This is a genomic window from Actinomadura sp. 9N407 (assembly GCF_044326315.1).
In the GTDB taxonomy this organism is placed as follows: domain Bacteria; phylum Actinomycetota; class Actinomycetes; order Streptosporangiales; family Streptosporangiaceae; genus Spirillospora.
This window is the reverse complement of sequence record NZ_JBIRAW010000043.1, coordinates 43,018-56,487: the sequence shown is the minus strand read 5'-3', so window position 1 is coordinate 56,487 and position 13,470 is coordinate 43,018. Positions and strand designations below refer to the sequence as shown.

The 13,470-nt window shown below is 71.5% G+C and carries 8 protein-coding genes; 6 read left to right on the top strand and 2 right to left on the bottom strand.

The window, feature by feature from the left end; translation table 11 throughout:
- The first annotated feature begins 4 nt into the window (after positions 1-4).
- On the top strand, positions 5-3,076 hold the full coding sequence (locus ACH34Q_RS41920; RefSeq protein ID WP_395988780.1) for a DEAD/DEAH box helicase: 3,072 nt from the start codon (positions 5-7) through the stop codon (positions 3,074-3,076).
- Positions 3,077-3,178: 102 nt separating this feature from the next.
- A complete protein-coding gene (locus ACH34Q_RS41915) occupies positions 3,179-3,988 on the top strand; it encodes an SWIM zinc finger family protein (RefSeq protein ID WP_395988779.1) in 810 nt (269 codons plus the stop codon).
- Positions 3,989-4,023: 35 nt separating this feature from the next.
- Here ACH34Q_RS41915 and ACH34Q_RS41910 read toward each other — a convergent pair whose 3' ends face one another.
- The gene (locus tag ACH34Q_RS41910) at positions 4,024-5,217 is read right to left on the bottom strand and encodes a sensor histidine kinase (RefSeq protein WP_395988778.1); all 1,194 of its coding nucleotides are present in this window, start codon (positions 5,215-5,217) and stop codon (positions 4,024-4,026) included.
- A 238-nt stretch (positions 5,218-5,455) separates the two neighbouring features.
- Between ACH34Q_RS41910 and ACH34Q_RS41905 the strand changes: the two genes are divergently transcribed.
- Together ACH34Q_RS41905 and ACH34Q_RS41900 are read left to right on the top strand one after the other, a co-directional pair.
- Positions 5,456-5,704 (top strand): helix-turn-helix transcriptional regulator, encoded by a 249-nt coding sequence (locus ACH34Q_RS41905; RefSeq protein ID WP_395988777.1) that lies wholly within the window; start codon positions 5,456-5,458, stop codon positions 5,702-5,704.
- Between the two features lie 9 nt (positions 5,705-5,713).
- Positions 5,714-6,262: a hypothetical protein gene (locus ACH34Q_RS41900; RefSeq protein ID WP_395988776.1), complete on the top strand. Its 549-nt coding sequence runs from the start codon at positions 5,714-5,716 to the stop codon at positions 6,260-6,262.
- Between the two features lie 6 nt (positions 6,263-6,268).
- Here ACH34Q_RS41900 and glgP read toward each other — a convergent pair whose 3' ends face one another.
- A complete protein-coding gene (glgP, locus tag ACH34Q_RS41895) occupies positions 6,269-8,908 on the bottom strand; it encodes an alpha-glucan family phosphorylase (protein ID WP_395988775.1) in 2,640 nt (879 codons plus the stop codon).
- Between the two features lie 455 nt (positions 8,909-9,363).
- Between glgP and ACH34Q_RS41890 the strand changes: the two genes are divergently transcribed.
- Positions 9,364-11,388, top strand: a complete 2,025-nt coding sequence (locus tag ACH34Q_RS41890) for an alpha-1,4-glucan--maltose-1-phosphate maltosyltransferase (protein ID WP_395988774.1) — start codon at positions 9,364-9,366, stop codon at positions 11,386-11,388.
- A gap of 326 nt (positions 11,389-11,714) precedes the next feature.
- Complete coding sequence (treS, locus tag ACH34Q_RS41885; RefSeq protein WP_395988804.1) at positions 11,715-13,463, top strand: maltose alpha-D-glucosyltransferase; 1,749 nt, start codon at positions 11,715-11,717, stop codon at positions 13,461-13,463.
- The last annotated feature ends 7 nt before the right edge of the window (positions 13,464-13,470 follow it).

The following is a 13,470-nucleotide window of genomic DNA, read 5'->3' as shown; positions in this document are numbered from 1 at the left end:
CATCATGCTCGTCGCGCACGCCACGTGGCACGGCGGCGCCCTGTGCCTGTGGGCCGAGCGCACGGGACCGTACGACCCCGGCTCCGCGCAGGACCCTGCCGCGCCCGCCGCGACGCACCCGTTCGCGAGCCGCGACTTCGCCGGTACGTCCTACGAGCCGCTCGTCGGCGGCGCCATCCGGGTCGAGCTGACGATGACGCTCCCCACCATCGGCGGCGCCCCGTCGCCCTCGGCCGAGCTGGGGCCCCGCCCGTCCGACGCCGAGCCGGAGCTGCGCGAGTGGCGGGTGCCCGCGCTGGTGCTGGAGCCGTTCCCGGCCATGGCCCTGCTCCAGTCCGCCGAGCATGCCGCCGATGTGATTCCGGGCACCGACCTGCGCTACCTGTGCCTGCTGGCGGACGAGGCCGTCCACCTCGCCGAGCGCGGCCGCGTCCTGCCGCGCCTGCTGCGCGAGGACGGCGACCTGATGGCGCGCTGGCACCCCGTGCTCGACGACGTGGCCCGCTTCCACGACCTCGTCGAGGCGATGCCGTCCGCGTGCCGCGCCGCCGGCGGAGGGCGCCCGGCCGCCACGGTCCTGCGCGAGGCCCTGTCCGGCCTGGTCGACACCGCCGTACGGGGCGTGGTCCCGCACCCGCTCCTCCCGCCCCGCCGCGGCAAGGTCCCCGACCGCCTGCCCCTCGCCGAACGCTGGGTGGAGGCCCTCACCGGCCCGTCCCCCGAGGTCGCCCGCGAGGCACGCGACGATCCGGGCGAGCTCATCGCCGAGCTGGACGCCTGGGCCGCCGCGTCCCGCCGCCCCGCCGGCCCCCTGCGCGTCTGCTTCCGCCTGGCCGAGCCGCGCCCCGGTGAGTCCGGTGAGCCCGGCGGGGACGGCGAGCCGGATGCCGTGGAGGCGGCCGCAACCTGGACGTTCGAGGGAGACCCGCCGAGCGACTCCTGGCGCGTGGAGTTCGCACTCCAGGGCACCGAGGACCCGAGCCTCTACGTCCCCGCGTCCATGGTCTGGGCCGGTGAGGCCACCTCGATCCCCGAGGCCGAGGAGACGCTGCTGGCCGGCCTCGGCCGCGCGCTGCGGCTGTTCCCCGACATGTCCCCCGCGCTCGACGTCACCACCCCGTACGAGCTGACCCTCGACACCGCGGGCGCGTTCCGCTTCCTGCGCCAGGCGGCCCCGCTGCTGTCGGCCGCCGGCTTCGGCGTCCTGCTCCCCCAGTGGGCGGGCAAGGCCAAGCTGGGCATGAAGCTCACGACCCGTACCCAGGACGAGGGCTCCGGCGCCGCCGCGTCGTCCGGCTTCGACCTGCAGGGCATGGTCGATTTCCGCTGGGATCTGGCGATCGGCGACGCCGCCATCGGTGAGGCCGAGCTCGAGGAGCTGGCCCGCCTGAAGACGCCCCTCGTACGGCTGCGCGGCCAGTGGGTCGAGCTGGGCGAGGAGCAGCTGGAGGCGGCCCTCGACTTCCTCCGCCATCCCCGCCGCGGCACGATGACCGCCGCCGAGGCGATGCGCGCCGTCATCCACGCCGGCGACGAGGGCCTCCCCCTCGTGGAGGTGGACGCCGACGGTACGTTCGGCGACCTGCTGAGCGGCGAATCCGACCGCCGCCTCACCCCCATGACGACCCCGGAGGGCTTCAACGGCACCCTCCGCCCGTTCCAGGAACGCGGCCTTGCCTGGCTCGCCTTCCTCGAACGCCTCGGCCTGGGCGGCATCCTGGCGGACTCGATGGGACTCGGAAAAACCGCCCAAACTCTGGCATTGCTGGCGGCCGAGCGGGACGGGCCCGAGGTGCCGTGTCCCACGCTGCTGGTGGGGCCGATGTCGCTGGTGGGCAACTGGCAGCGGGAGGCGGCGCGGTTCACGCCCAAGCTGCGGGTGTACATCCACCACGGGACGGGACGGCATCGCGACCAGGAGCTGGTGGAGGCCGTCGCGCGGGCCGATCTGGTCATCACCACCTACGGGACCGCCGCCCGCGACGCGGAGATGCTCGCGCGGATCGAGTGGGGCCGGGTCGTCTGCGACGAGGCGCAGGCGCTCAAGAACAGCGGCACCCGCCAGGCCCGTGCCGTACGGAGCATTCCGGCCCGCACCCGGCTCGCGCTGACCGGCACGCCGGTGGAGAACCACCTGACCGAGCTGTGGTCGATCATGGAGTTCGCCAATCCGGGGCTGCTCGGGCCGCGCTCGGCGTTCCGTGAACGGTTCGCGATCCCGATCGAGCGGAACGGCGACGAGCGGGCCGCGCTGGCGCTGCGCCGGGCCACCCAGCCGTTCGTGCTGCGCCGCCTCAAGACCGACAAGTCGATCATCTCGGACCTGCCGGAGAAGCAGGAGATCAAGGTCTACTGCAACCTCACCACCGAGCAGGCCTCGCTCTACCAGGCCACGCTCGACGACATGCTCGCGCAGATCGCCGAGAGTGATGAGAAGCAGCGGCGCGGTCTCGTCCTGGCGACGATGGCCAAGCTCAAGCAGGTCTGCAACCACCCGGCGCACCTGCTCAAGGACGGCTCGCGGCTGCCCGGCCGGTCGGGCAAGCTGGAACGGCTCGAGGAGATCTGCGCGGAGGTCCTGGAGCAGGGCGAGAAGGCCCTGGTCTTCACCCAGTACGCGGAGTTCGGCTCGATGCTGCGCCCCTACCTGGCGTCCCGGCTCGAACGGCCCGTCCTGTGGCTGCACGGCGGGACGTCCAGGGACCAGCGCGACGAGCTGGTCCGGAGCTTCCAGGACGACACCGAGCCGTCGATCTTCCTGCTGTCGCTGAAGGCGGCCGGCACCGGGCTGACCCTGACGGCCGCCAACCACGTCGTGCACGTCGACCGCTGGTGGAACCCCGCGGTCGAGGACCAGGCGACCGACCGCGCGTTCCGGATCGGCCAGACCAAGAACGTCCAGGTCCGCAAGTTCATCTGCGTCGGCACCATGGAGGAGCGGGTCGACGAGATGATCGAACGCAAGAAGGCCCTGGCCGATTCCATCGTCGGCACCGGCGAGGACTGGCTCACCGAATTGTCGGTCGCCGACCTCCGCGAGGTGCTGCGGCTGTCGCCCGAAGCGGTGAGCGACTGATGCGCGCCGTCGCGACCGGGGGCCTGGGGTCGTCCCCCCAGAGAGAACAGGGTGAGTGACTGATGCGGGGCCGTCCCCCAGCGAGGGCAGGGTGAGCGACTGATGGCCGACTTTCCGTGGCGGGAGCCGATCGAGGCGGACGGGATCAAGGCGCGGACACGGCGCGGGTCGATCGGGGCGGAGTGGTGGTCGCGCCGGTTCATCGACGTGGTCGAGTCGTTCGCCGACTCCGGACGGCTCCAGCGGGGCCGGTCGTACGCGCGCAAGGGGCAGGTCATCGATCTCCGGGTCGGGCCGTACGAGGTGACCGCGCGGGTGCAGGGATCGGTCGCGGAGCCGTACGAGGTGGCCGTCGGGATCGACGCGATCTCGGAGGCGGGCTGGCGGCGGGCCGAGGAGGAGCTGGCGTCCCGGGCGGTGTTCCAGGCGCGGCTGCTGGCCGGGGAGATGCCACCGGAGATCGAGTGGGTGTTCGCCGAGCTGGGCATCGCGCTGTTCCCCGGGTCGGCGGACGACCTGCACATCATGTGCAGCTGTCCCGACTGGGGCGAGGTGTGCAAGCACGCGGCGGCCGTCCTGTACCTGCTGGCGGAGGAGTTCGACGAGGATCCGTTCCTGATCCTGGCCTGGAACGGGCGTACCAAGGAGCAGTTGCTGGCGGCGTTGCGGCGGAGGCCGGGGTCCGGCCCGATCGACGCCGATCCCCTCGCGGCCGAGGGAGAGCCGCTGACCGCGGCCGGGTTCTGGGCGCCGCCGTCCGGACTGGCCCGGCTTCGAGAGCGGCCGCCCGCGCCGCCCGTCCCTACCGGGTTCATCCTGCGGGTGGCGACGCCGCCGGCGGTGCGGGTGCGCCGCCGGGATCTCGTCGACATACTGGAGCCCGCGTACGAGGCACTCGCCTCCGAGGGCTGACGGACCGGCGGTCGGAAACACCGGAGCGAGGTGCCCTAGCGCGCCCCGTCCCCCGATGCCGGGGATGGAAGGCTGGCTTGGACGCGATAACCGCCGTGCTCGTCCGGCCCGGCGTCGAAGGTTCCGCCGAGGGCTTCGGCGCGCTCGCGCATGCCGGCCAGTCCGCTGCCGGTCCCGATCGGCTCGGCGACCCCGCCGCCGTTCTGCTCGGCCGGTACGGGAGAGCCGTTGTCGCCGATCTCCACCCGTACGTCGGCGTCGGTGTGGTGGATCCTGACCGTCACCTCGGTCGCGTCGGAGTGCCGGGTGACGTTGGTCAGGGCCTCCTGGACGATCCGGTAGACGGCGAGATCGGTCTCGGCCGGCAGCGGCCTCGGCTCCCCCTCGATCTCGATCCGGACGGCGGGGCCGGCGGCTGCGGTGCGTTCGGCCAGATCGTCCAGGCGGGCGATCCCGGGCGCCGGGGTCGTGGGCGCCTCCTCGTCCACCTGGCGCAGCATGCCGAGGGTGGTCCGCAGCTCGCGCAGGGTCTCCTTGCTGGCCTGCTTGATCGCCTCCAGCGCCGCCTGGTTCCGGACGGGGTCGCCGCCGTGCAGTGCCGCGGTGGCCTGGACGTTGATCAGCGAGATGTTGTGGCCGAGGACGTCGTGGACCTCGCGGGCGATGCGCAGCCGTTCCTCGGTGGCGCGGCGGCGGGCCTCCTCCTCGCGGCCGTGCTCGGCGGCGAGGGCGCGTTGGTCGGCCTCGCGCAGGTAGGCACGGCGGCTGTGCACGACCGCGCCGACGGCGACGACCGCGACGAACCAGCCGGCCATCAGCCACAGCCCGGCGTCCTCCAGATGGTTGACCTCGCTGCGGATCTCGCCGAACATCGTGACCACCATCGAGACGGCGCCGACGATCCCGGCCACCCAGACCCGTCCCTGGGCCGCGGCGTTGTAGAGCGCGATCACGAACACCAGCATGATCGGGCCGTCCGGCTCGCTGAGCGGGTAGTAGACGCCGCAGGCGGCCATGGTGAGCAGCAGCACCGCCACCGGATGGCTGCGGCGCCAGTACAGCGACCCGCATGTGAGCACGAGAAGCGGCCAGCCGGCCCACGGGACGAGGCCGCGCTCGACGCCGCTCGCGCTGTTCGGCAGGGTCCCGGCGGCGACGACGACCAGGGCGGCCAGGGCCAGCGCCGCGTCGGCCGTCCGGCCCCGCGGAGGCCAGGTCGGTGCACGCACCCGCCCATCCTGCCAGCCCGGCCGGTCTGCGTTCCCGCCCCGCCTGTCGCCGGCCTCCGTCACCGACCCCTGTCGCTCGCCTACTACCGAACATCCTGCACTTGCGATGGAATGTAGTACTCCTGCTATCGTTGACCGCAGTCGTACGAAAGGAGTGGAGGCATGAGCGAGCCGGTCGTCCGGACCACCGGGCTGCGGAAGGGCGGCCCAGGGCGCCTTCTGACGGGAGACTGACGCGGTGTCCGCCGACAAAGAGAACGTTCACAACAGGATCACGGTGCTGAGGGCCGAGCGCGGTGTCTCGCGCCGGGACCTGGCCACCGCGCTGGGGGTGCACTACCAGACGATCGGGTACCTGGAGCGCGGCGAGTACAGCCCGAGCCTGCATCTCGCGCTACGGATCGCCGCCTATTTCGAGGTACCGGTCGAGGTGGTCTTCTCGCTGGAGCCGTTCCCCCGGCTCGGCAGTACGAGCACGAGCAGTTAAGGAGTCAGGATGGAACCCCGCAACAAGCGCGAGGCGCAGCTGCTCGAGCTGATGCAGAAGAAGCCCGCGCGCTGGTACGCCGGTCGGAGCGGCAGGCGCCGGCTGGTCTGGATCGGGGTGGCGCTGCTGGGCCTGCTGTGGGTGAACGCGGGGGTCTCGTGGACGCTCGCGCCCAGCAACGTTGCGATGATCACCTGCTTCGTGATCCTCGGGGTGGTCCTGCTGGCGGGCATCGTCCTGTGGCAGGCGCTGCTGGTCGGTACCCGGGGCACCGTCGGGCTGCCCGAACACCTGCTGGACGAGCGGCAGCGCGGCGACCGGCTGCGGGCGCACGCGATCGCGCACCGGCTGACCCTCCTGCTGATCTTCATCACCTTCTTCGTGGTGATGCAGGCGCTGCCGGACGCGGACTACATGAACGAGGTGCCCAGCGCGGCCGCGGCGCTGCTGTTCATGGCACTGCTGTTCACGACCGCGGCACTGCCCACCCTCGTCGCCGCCTGGCAGGTGCCCGACCCACCGGACGACGACGACGAGGACGAGGACGCCGGCGCGTAGCCGTCGTCAGCGCAGGTTGCCGTTGGTCATGCCGTGCGGGGCGGGCGGAAGGGCGATCAGGCCCATCTCGGCCCGTCCCGCCAGCAGCCGGTTGCGCGGTACGACCCGGACGCTGTAGCCGAACGCGCCGCTGCGGGTCAGCGGGACCTCCCCGACGTAGCGGATCCGGCCGCCGTCGATCGGCTCGCCGTCGCCGAGTTCCAGGTACGACGGGTCGATCAGCGCGTCGGACGGGTCGACCCGCCCGTACACGGCCTCCACGGCGACGTCGGACGGGTCGAGGCCGCCCAGGTCGGCCATCACCCGTACCGACAGGCGGGCGCCGACGTGCGGGCTGTCCTCGCCGTTCGACTCGACGTGCTCGACCGCCACGCCGGGCCAGGCCTTGAGCACCTTCTGCTTCCACGCGGCCAGGGAACGGGCGCCGGTGTACTCGTCGGACGCCATGGCGCGGGCCGACCTGGCGGCGGGGACGTAGTAGTCCTCGACGTAGTCGCGGAGCATCCGGGTCGCCAGCACCTTGGGGCCGAGGGTGGCGATGGTGTGCTTGACCATCTCCAGCCAGCGCCGGGGCAGGCCGGCCGCGTCGCGGTCGTAGAACGTCACCGCGACGTGGTCCTCGATCAGCTCGTACAGCGCGGCGGCCTCCAGCGCGTCGCGGCGGTCGGGGGCGGCCAGGCCGTCGGCGGACGGGATCGCCCAGCCGTTCTGGCCGTCGTACCACTCGTCCCACCAGCCGTCCCGGATCGACAGGTTGAGCCCGCCGTTCAGCGCCGCCTTCATCCCGGACGTACCGCAGGCCTCCAGCGGGCGCAACGGGTTGTTCATCCACACGTCGCAGCCCTGGACGAGGGAGCGGCCGAGCGCCATGTCGTAGTCGGGCAGGAACACGATCCGGTGCCGGACGTCCTCGCCGTCGGCGAACCGGACGATCTCCTGGATCAGCCGCTTGCCGCCCTCGTCGGCCGGATGCGCCTTGCCCGCGATGACGATCTGCACCGGCCGGTCGGGGTCGAGCAGCAGTTCGCGCAGCCGCTCGGGGTCGCGCATCATCAGCGTGAGCCGCTTGTACGAGGGGACGCGCCGGGCGAACCCGATCGTCAGCACGTCCGGGTCGAGGGCCTCGGAGATCCAGGAGATCTCGGCCTCGCTGGCACCGCGCCGCCGCCACGACTCGCGCAGCCGGCGGCGCGCGTCGTGCACCAGGCGCTCGCGCAGCAGGCGCCGTACCCGCCAGATGTCGCCCGCCGGTACGCGCCGTACGCCGTCCCAGCCGCGACCGGACTCCACGACCGCGGGCACCTCGCGGGCCGCCAGGTCGATGACCTCGCGCGCCACCCACGTGCCCGCGTGCACGCCGTTGGTGATGGACCCGATCGGCACCTCGGAGGTGTCGAAGCCGCCCCACAGGCCACCGAACATCTCGCGGCTGACCTGGCCGTGCAGCTCGCTGACGCCGTTCACGCGCTGCGCGAGGCGCATCCCCATGACGGCCATGTTGAACACGGTGCGGTCGCCCTCGGGGTACGTCTCGGCGCCGAGCTCCAGGATCCGCTCGACCGGGACGTCCTCCTCCTCGTTGACGCCGCCGAAGTAGCGCTGGACGAGCTCGCGCGGGAACCGGTCGATGCCCGCCGGCACGGGGGTGTGGGTGGTGAACACCGTCCCGGCCCGTACGGCCTCCAGAGCTTCGTCGAAGCCGAGCCCTTCCTCCGCGGCCAGCTCGCGGATGCGTTCCAGGCCGAGGAAGCCGGCGTGGCCCTCGTTGGTGTGGAAGACCTCGGGCGCCGGATACCCGGTGATCTCGCAGTACGCGCGGATCGCCCGGACGCCGCCGATGCCCAGCAGCATCTCCTGGAGCAGCCGGTGGTCGCCGCCGCCCCCGTACAGCCGGTCGGTGATGTCGCGCGCGGAGGCGTCGTTGTCCTCGACGTCGGAGTCGAGCAGCAGCTGCGGTACGCGGCCGATCCGCGCCAGCCACACCTGGGCGTGCAGGTCGCGGCCGTGCGGCAGGCCGATCGTGACCCGTACCGGCGTCCCGTCGTCCTCGCGCAGCAGCGCGAGCGGCAGCCCGTTGGGGTCCAGCGCCGGGTAGTGCTCCAACTGCCAGCCGTCCGGCGACAGCGACTGCGAGAAGTAGCCGTGCCGGTAGAGCAGCCCGACCGCGATGATCGGCACGCCCAGGTCGCTGGCCGTCTTGAGGTGGTCGCCCGCCAGGATGCCCAGGCCGCCGGAGTACTGCGGCAGCGCGGCGGTGATCCCGTACTCCGGCGAGAAGTACGCGATGGCACGCGGCGCGGCCCCGGCACCGGGCCCGGCCTCGCCGGACTCGGCGTCCAGGCCGGCGCCGTACTCCTGGTACCAGCGGGGAGCCGTCAGGTAGTCGTTGAGCTCCTCGGTCGCGTCCTGCAGGCGGCGCAGGAACCGGCGGTCGCCGGACAGCCGGGCGAGCCGGTCGGCCGAGACCTCGCCGAGCAGCCGCACCGGATCGTGCCCGACGAACTCCCACAGCGCCGGGTCCACCGAACGGAACAGGTCCAGCGTCTCGTGGTGCCAGGACCAGCGCAGATTGAGGATCAGCTCCTCGAGCCCGCGGAGCGGCTCCGGCAGGACGGTACGTACGGTGAATCGTCGAATGGCCTTCACGTACCGTCACGCTAGACGCGTCACGCCGGTGAACGCGAGTCACGCGACGAGACCGTCACCTCGGGGACCGATCTTCGTCAAGAACGGGCAAACGGAGCAACCCCGCCGCAATGATCGCCGCGTGTCCCGCATTCCGGGCATTCGTCCCACGGAGTGTGCGCCGCCCTGGCCGGTCCCGGTCAGCCGCCCGCCGGCGCGGGCCGTTCGAGCCGCCCGGGCGCACGCCGAGCACCCATTCCGAACACCAATGCCGGTACGTGGCAACGGCCGGAAAAGGGCGTCTTCGTTAAGCACTGGATCAGTAACGCAAAGTTATCGCAAGCTACAGGACGGTAGCCGTCGATTCGCGGGCATGGACGTTTTGGAATTCACCGTCGGGTAGGGGATGCCGCATGCAGGTCAGGTCCGGGACGTCCGCACGCCGAGGGAAGCCGCGACTGGGCCGCATCCCCATCATGGACGTGGAACCGCTGGTCGGATGCGGGCGCTGGCCGGCCAAGGCGGTCGTCGGCGAGACGTTCGAGATCAGTGCGACGGTGTTCCGCGAGGGCCACGAGATGCTCGGCGCCGAGGTGGTGCTGCGCGGCCCGGACGGCCGCAAGCGGCCCCCGCTGCGGATGACCGAGACCGAGCCGCACGGCGTCGACCGGATGGCCACCACCGCCACCCCGACCGAGACCGGGCTGTGGCACTACCGGGTCGAGGCGTGGGGCGACCCGATCGCGCACTGGCGGCACGACGCCGAGATCAAGGTCCCGCGCGGCCAGGACGTGGAGCTGATGCTGGCCGAAGGCGCGGCGCTGTTCGCCCGGTCCGCCGCCAAGCAGCCCGCCGTGCACCGCCAGACGATGGTCCGGCTGGCCGAACTGATGGCCGACACCACCGTCCCGCCCGCCGAGCGGATGGACGCCGCGCGCCATCCCGACGTGCTCGACCTGGAGTTCCGCTACCCGCTGCGCGACCTGTGCACGACCACCGAATGGCATCCGCTGGTGGTGCACCGCGAGCGCGCCCTGATCGGCTCCTGGTACGAGTTCTTCCCGCGTTCGGAGGGCGCCTCGTTCGACCCGATGGGGCGCCGCGGCCCGATGTCGGGCACGTTCCGTACCGCGATGAAGCGGCTCCCCGCGGTCGCCGAGATGGGCTTCGACGTCGTCTACCTGCCGCCGATCCACCCGATCGGCCGGATGTTCCGCAAGGGCGCCAACAACACCCTGGAGGCCGGTCCGTACGATCCCGGGTCGCCCTGGGCGATCGGTGCGGCCGAGGGCGGGCACGACACGATCCACCCTGAGCTGGGCACCCTCGAGGACTTCGACGCGTTCGTGTCGTACGCTGGCGATCTCGGCATGGAGGTCGCGATCGATCTGGCGCTGCAGTGCGCGCCCGATCACCCGTGGGTCTCCGCCCACCCCGAATGGTTCACCACGCGCGCCGACGGCACGATCGCGTACGCGGAGAACCCGCCGAAGAAGTACCAGGACATCTACCCCCTCAACTTCGACAACGATCCAGAGGGGATATACCGCGAAGTGCTGCGGGTGGTACGGCATTGGATGGAGCACGGGGTCCGGATCTTCCGGGTGGACAACCCGCACACCAAGCCCGTCCCGTTCTGGGAGCGGCTGCTGGCCGAGATCGCCGAGACCGATCCCGACGTGGTGTTCCTGGCCGAGGCGTTCACCCGCCCGCCGATGATGCACACCCTCGCCAAGATCGGCTTCCACCAGTCGTACACGTACTTCACCTGGAAGAACTCGCGCGAGGAGCTGGAGGAGTACTTCAGCGAGCTGGCCGGGCCGGCCGCCGCCTACATGCGGCCCAACGTGTTCGTGAACACGCCCGACATCCTCAACGAGTACCTGGTGCACGGCGGCCGCCCCGCGTTCGAGATCCGGGCCGTGCTGGCCGCGCTGCTGTCGCCCACCTGGGGGGTGTACTCCGGCTACGAGCTGATCGAGAACACCCCGGTCCGTCCCGGCAGCGAGGAGTACCGGGATTCGGAGAAGTACCAGTACCGGCCGCGCGACTGGGAGAAGGCCGAGCGGGAGGGGCGCAGCATCGCACCGCTCCTGTCCCGCCTCAACGGGATCCGGCGGGCGCATCCCGCGCTGCACAACCTGCGCGGGCTGCGGTTCCACCATCCCGACCAGCCCGAGCTGATCGCCTTCTCCAAGACGCACGGCCTCGGGCGCGACGCCGGCGAGGCCGTGTACGCGGCGGGCGGCTCGGAGGAGCCGTCCCCGCTCAGCGGGTTCGACGACGTGGTGCTCGCCGTGGTGAACCTCAATCCCTTCGAGGAACGGGAGGCGACCGTCCATCTCGACCTGCCCGCCCTGGGCCTGGACGAGGACGCCGGATTCGACGTCATCGACGAGCTCTCCGGTGAGAGCTTCCACTGGGGGCGGTCCAACTACGTACGCCTCGATCCCCATGTCCAGCCGGCCCACATCCTCACGCTGCGGAGAGACAAGAGTTGAGCGACGCGAATCACCCCCCTCCGCCGGGGCCGGGGCCGGTCCCCGCGGCAGTGGCCGTACACGACACGCCCGTACACGACGCGCCCGAATACGACACCGGGCCTGACTTCGACACCGGCCCCGATCACGACCCGGGGCCCGACCACAACACGGCGTCCGTGCCGGCCGCCGCGCCCGAGTACGGCGCGGGGCCTGCATATGCCACGGGACCCCAGAACGACCTGGGGCCCGACTACGACGCGGGACCGGAGCGGGGCTCCGCGCCCATCCCCGGGACGGCGCCCGGATCCGAGCGTGACGGGATCACCGAGATCCCGCCGGAGGCCATCGAGACGCCGTACGAGCCCGTACCGGACGCCTTCGACCCGGACACGCCGCGCGACCCGCACTGGTTCAAGACCGCGGTCTTCTACGAGGTGTCGGTGCGCGGGTTCGCCGACTCCAACGGCGACGGGTACGGGGACCTGCGCGGGCTGATCCAGCGGCTGGACCATCTGCAGTGGCTCGGCATCGACTGCCTGTGGCTGCTGCCGATCTACCAGTCGCCGCTCAAGGACGGCGGGTACGACATCGCCGACTTCACCAAGGTCCTGCCGGACTTCGGGGAGCTCGGCGACTTCGTGGAGCTGATCGAGGAGGCGCACGCCCGGGGCATCCGGGTGATCGCCGACCTGGTGATGAACCACACCAGCGACCAGCATCCGTGGTTCCAGGCCTCGCGCACGGATCCGGACGGGCCGTTCGGCGACTTCTACGTGTGGTCCGACGCGGACGAGGCGTACGCCGACGCGCGGATCATCTTCGTCGACACCGAGGTCTCCAACTGGACCTACGACGCGGTGCGCGGCCAGTACTACTGGCACCGGTTCTTCACCCACCAGCCCGACCTCAACTTCGACAATCCCGACGTGCAGGACGCGATGCTGGAGGTCCTGCGCTTCTGGCTGGACCTGGGCATCGACGGGTTCCGGCTGGACGCGGTGCCGTACCTGTACGAGCGCGAGGGCACCAACTGCGAGAACCTGCCCGAGACGCACGCGTACCTCAAGCGCGTCCGGGCCGAGGTGGACCGCCTCTATCCCGACCGGGTGCTGCTGGCCGAGGCCAACCAGTGGCCGGCCGACGTGGTGGAGTACTTCGGCGATCCGGGCGCCGGCGGCGACGAGTGCCACATGGCGTTCCACTTCCCGGTGATGCCGCGGATCTTCATGGCGGTACGGCGCGAGCAGCGCTACCCGATCTCGGAGATCATGACGCAGACGCCGAAGATCCCCGAGAACTGCCAGTGGGGCATCTTCCTGCGCAACCACGACGAGCTGACGCTCGAGATGGTGACCGACGAAGAGCGCGACTACATGTACACCGAGTACGCCAAGGATCCCCGGATGAAGGCCAACATCGGGATCCGGCGGCGGCTCGCCCCGCTGCTCGACAACGACCGCAACCAGCTGGAGCTGTTCACCGCGCTGCTGCTGTCGCTGCCCGGGTCGCCGGTCATGTACTACGGCGACGAGATCGGCATGGGCGACAACATCTGGCTGGGCGACCGGGACGCGGTCCGTACGCCGATGCAGTGGACCCCGGACCGCAACGCGGGGTTCTCGCAGTGCGATCCGGCCCGGCTCTACCTGCCGGTCATCATGGATCCGATCTACGGCTACCAGGCCGTCAACGTCGAGGCGCAGCGCAACAACCCCGGCTCGCTGCTGCACTGGACCCGCAAGATGATCGAGATCCGGCAGCGCCATCCGGTGTTCGGCGTCGGCGCGTACGTGGAGCTGACCGCGTCCAACCCGAGCGTGCTGGCGTTCGTCCGCGAGATGGGCGACGGCGAGGCCAACCACTGGGGCGGCATGGACACCGTGCTGTGCGTCAACAACCTGTCGCGGTTCCCGCAGCCGGTCGAGCTGGACCTGCGCCGCTTCCGGGGCGCCGCGCCGATCGAGTGCATGGGCGGCGTACGGTTCCCGCCGATCGGCGCGGCGCCGTACCTGATGACGCTGCCGGGCCACGGCTTCTACTGGTTTCTCCTGCCGCCGCCGCCCGAATCCGCCGGGGACGAGCTGATGAGGTGATGACGCC

Bases quoted from the DNA above. Each gene is read 5' to 3' on its own strand.
- ACH34Q_RS41920 (WP_395988780.1), top strand. From the start codon at position 5: ATGCTCGTCGCGCACGCCACGTGGCACGGCGGCGCCCTGTGCCTGTGG.
- ACH34Q_RS41915 (WP_395988779.1), top strand. From the start codon at position 3,179: ATGGCCGACTTTCCGTGGCGGGAGCCGATCGAGGCGGACGGGATCAAG.
- ACH34Q_RS41900 (WP_395988776.1), top strand. From the start codon at position 5,714: ATGGAACCCCGCAACAAGCGCGAGGCGCAGCTGCTCGAGCTGATGCAG.
- ACH34Q_RS41890 (WP_395988774.1), top strand. From the start codon at position 9,364: ATGGACGTGGAACCGCTGGTCGGATGCGGGCGCTGGCCGGCCAAGGCG.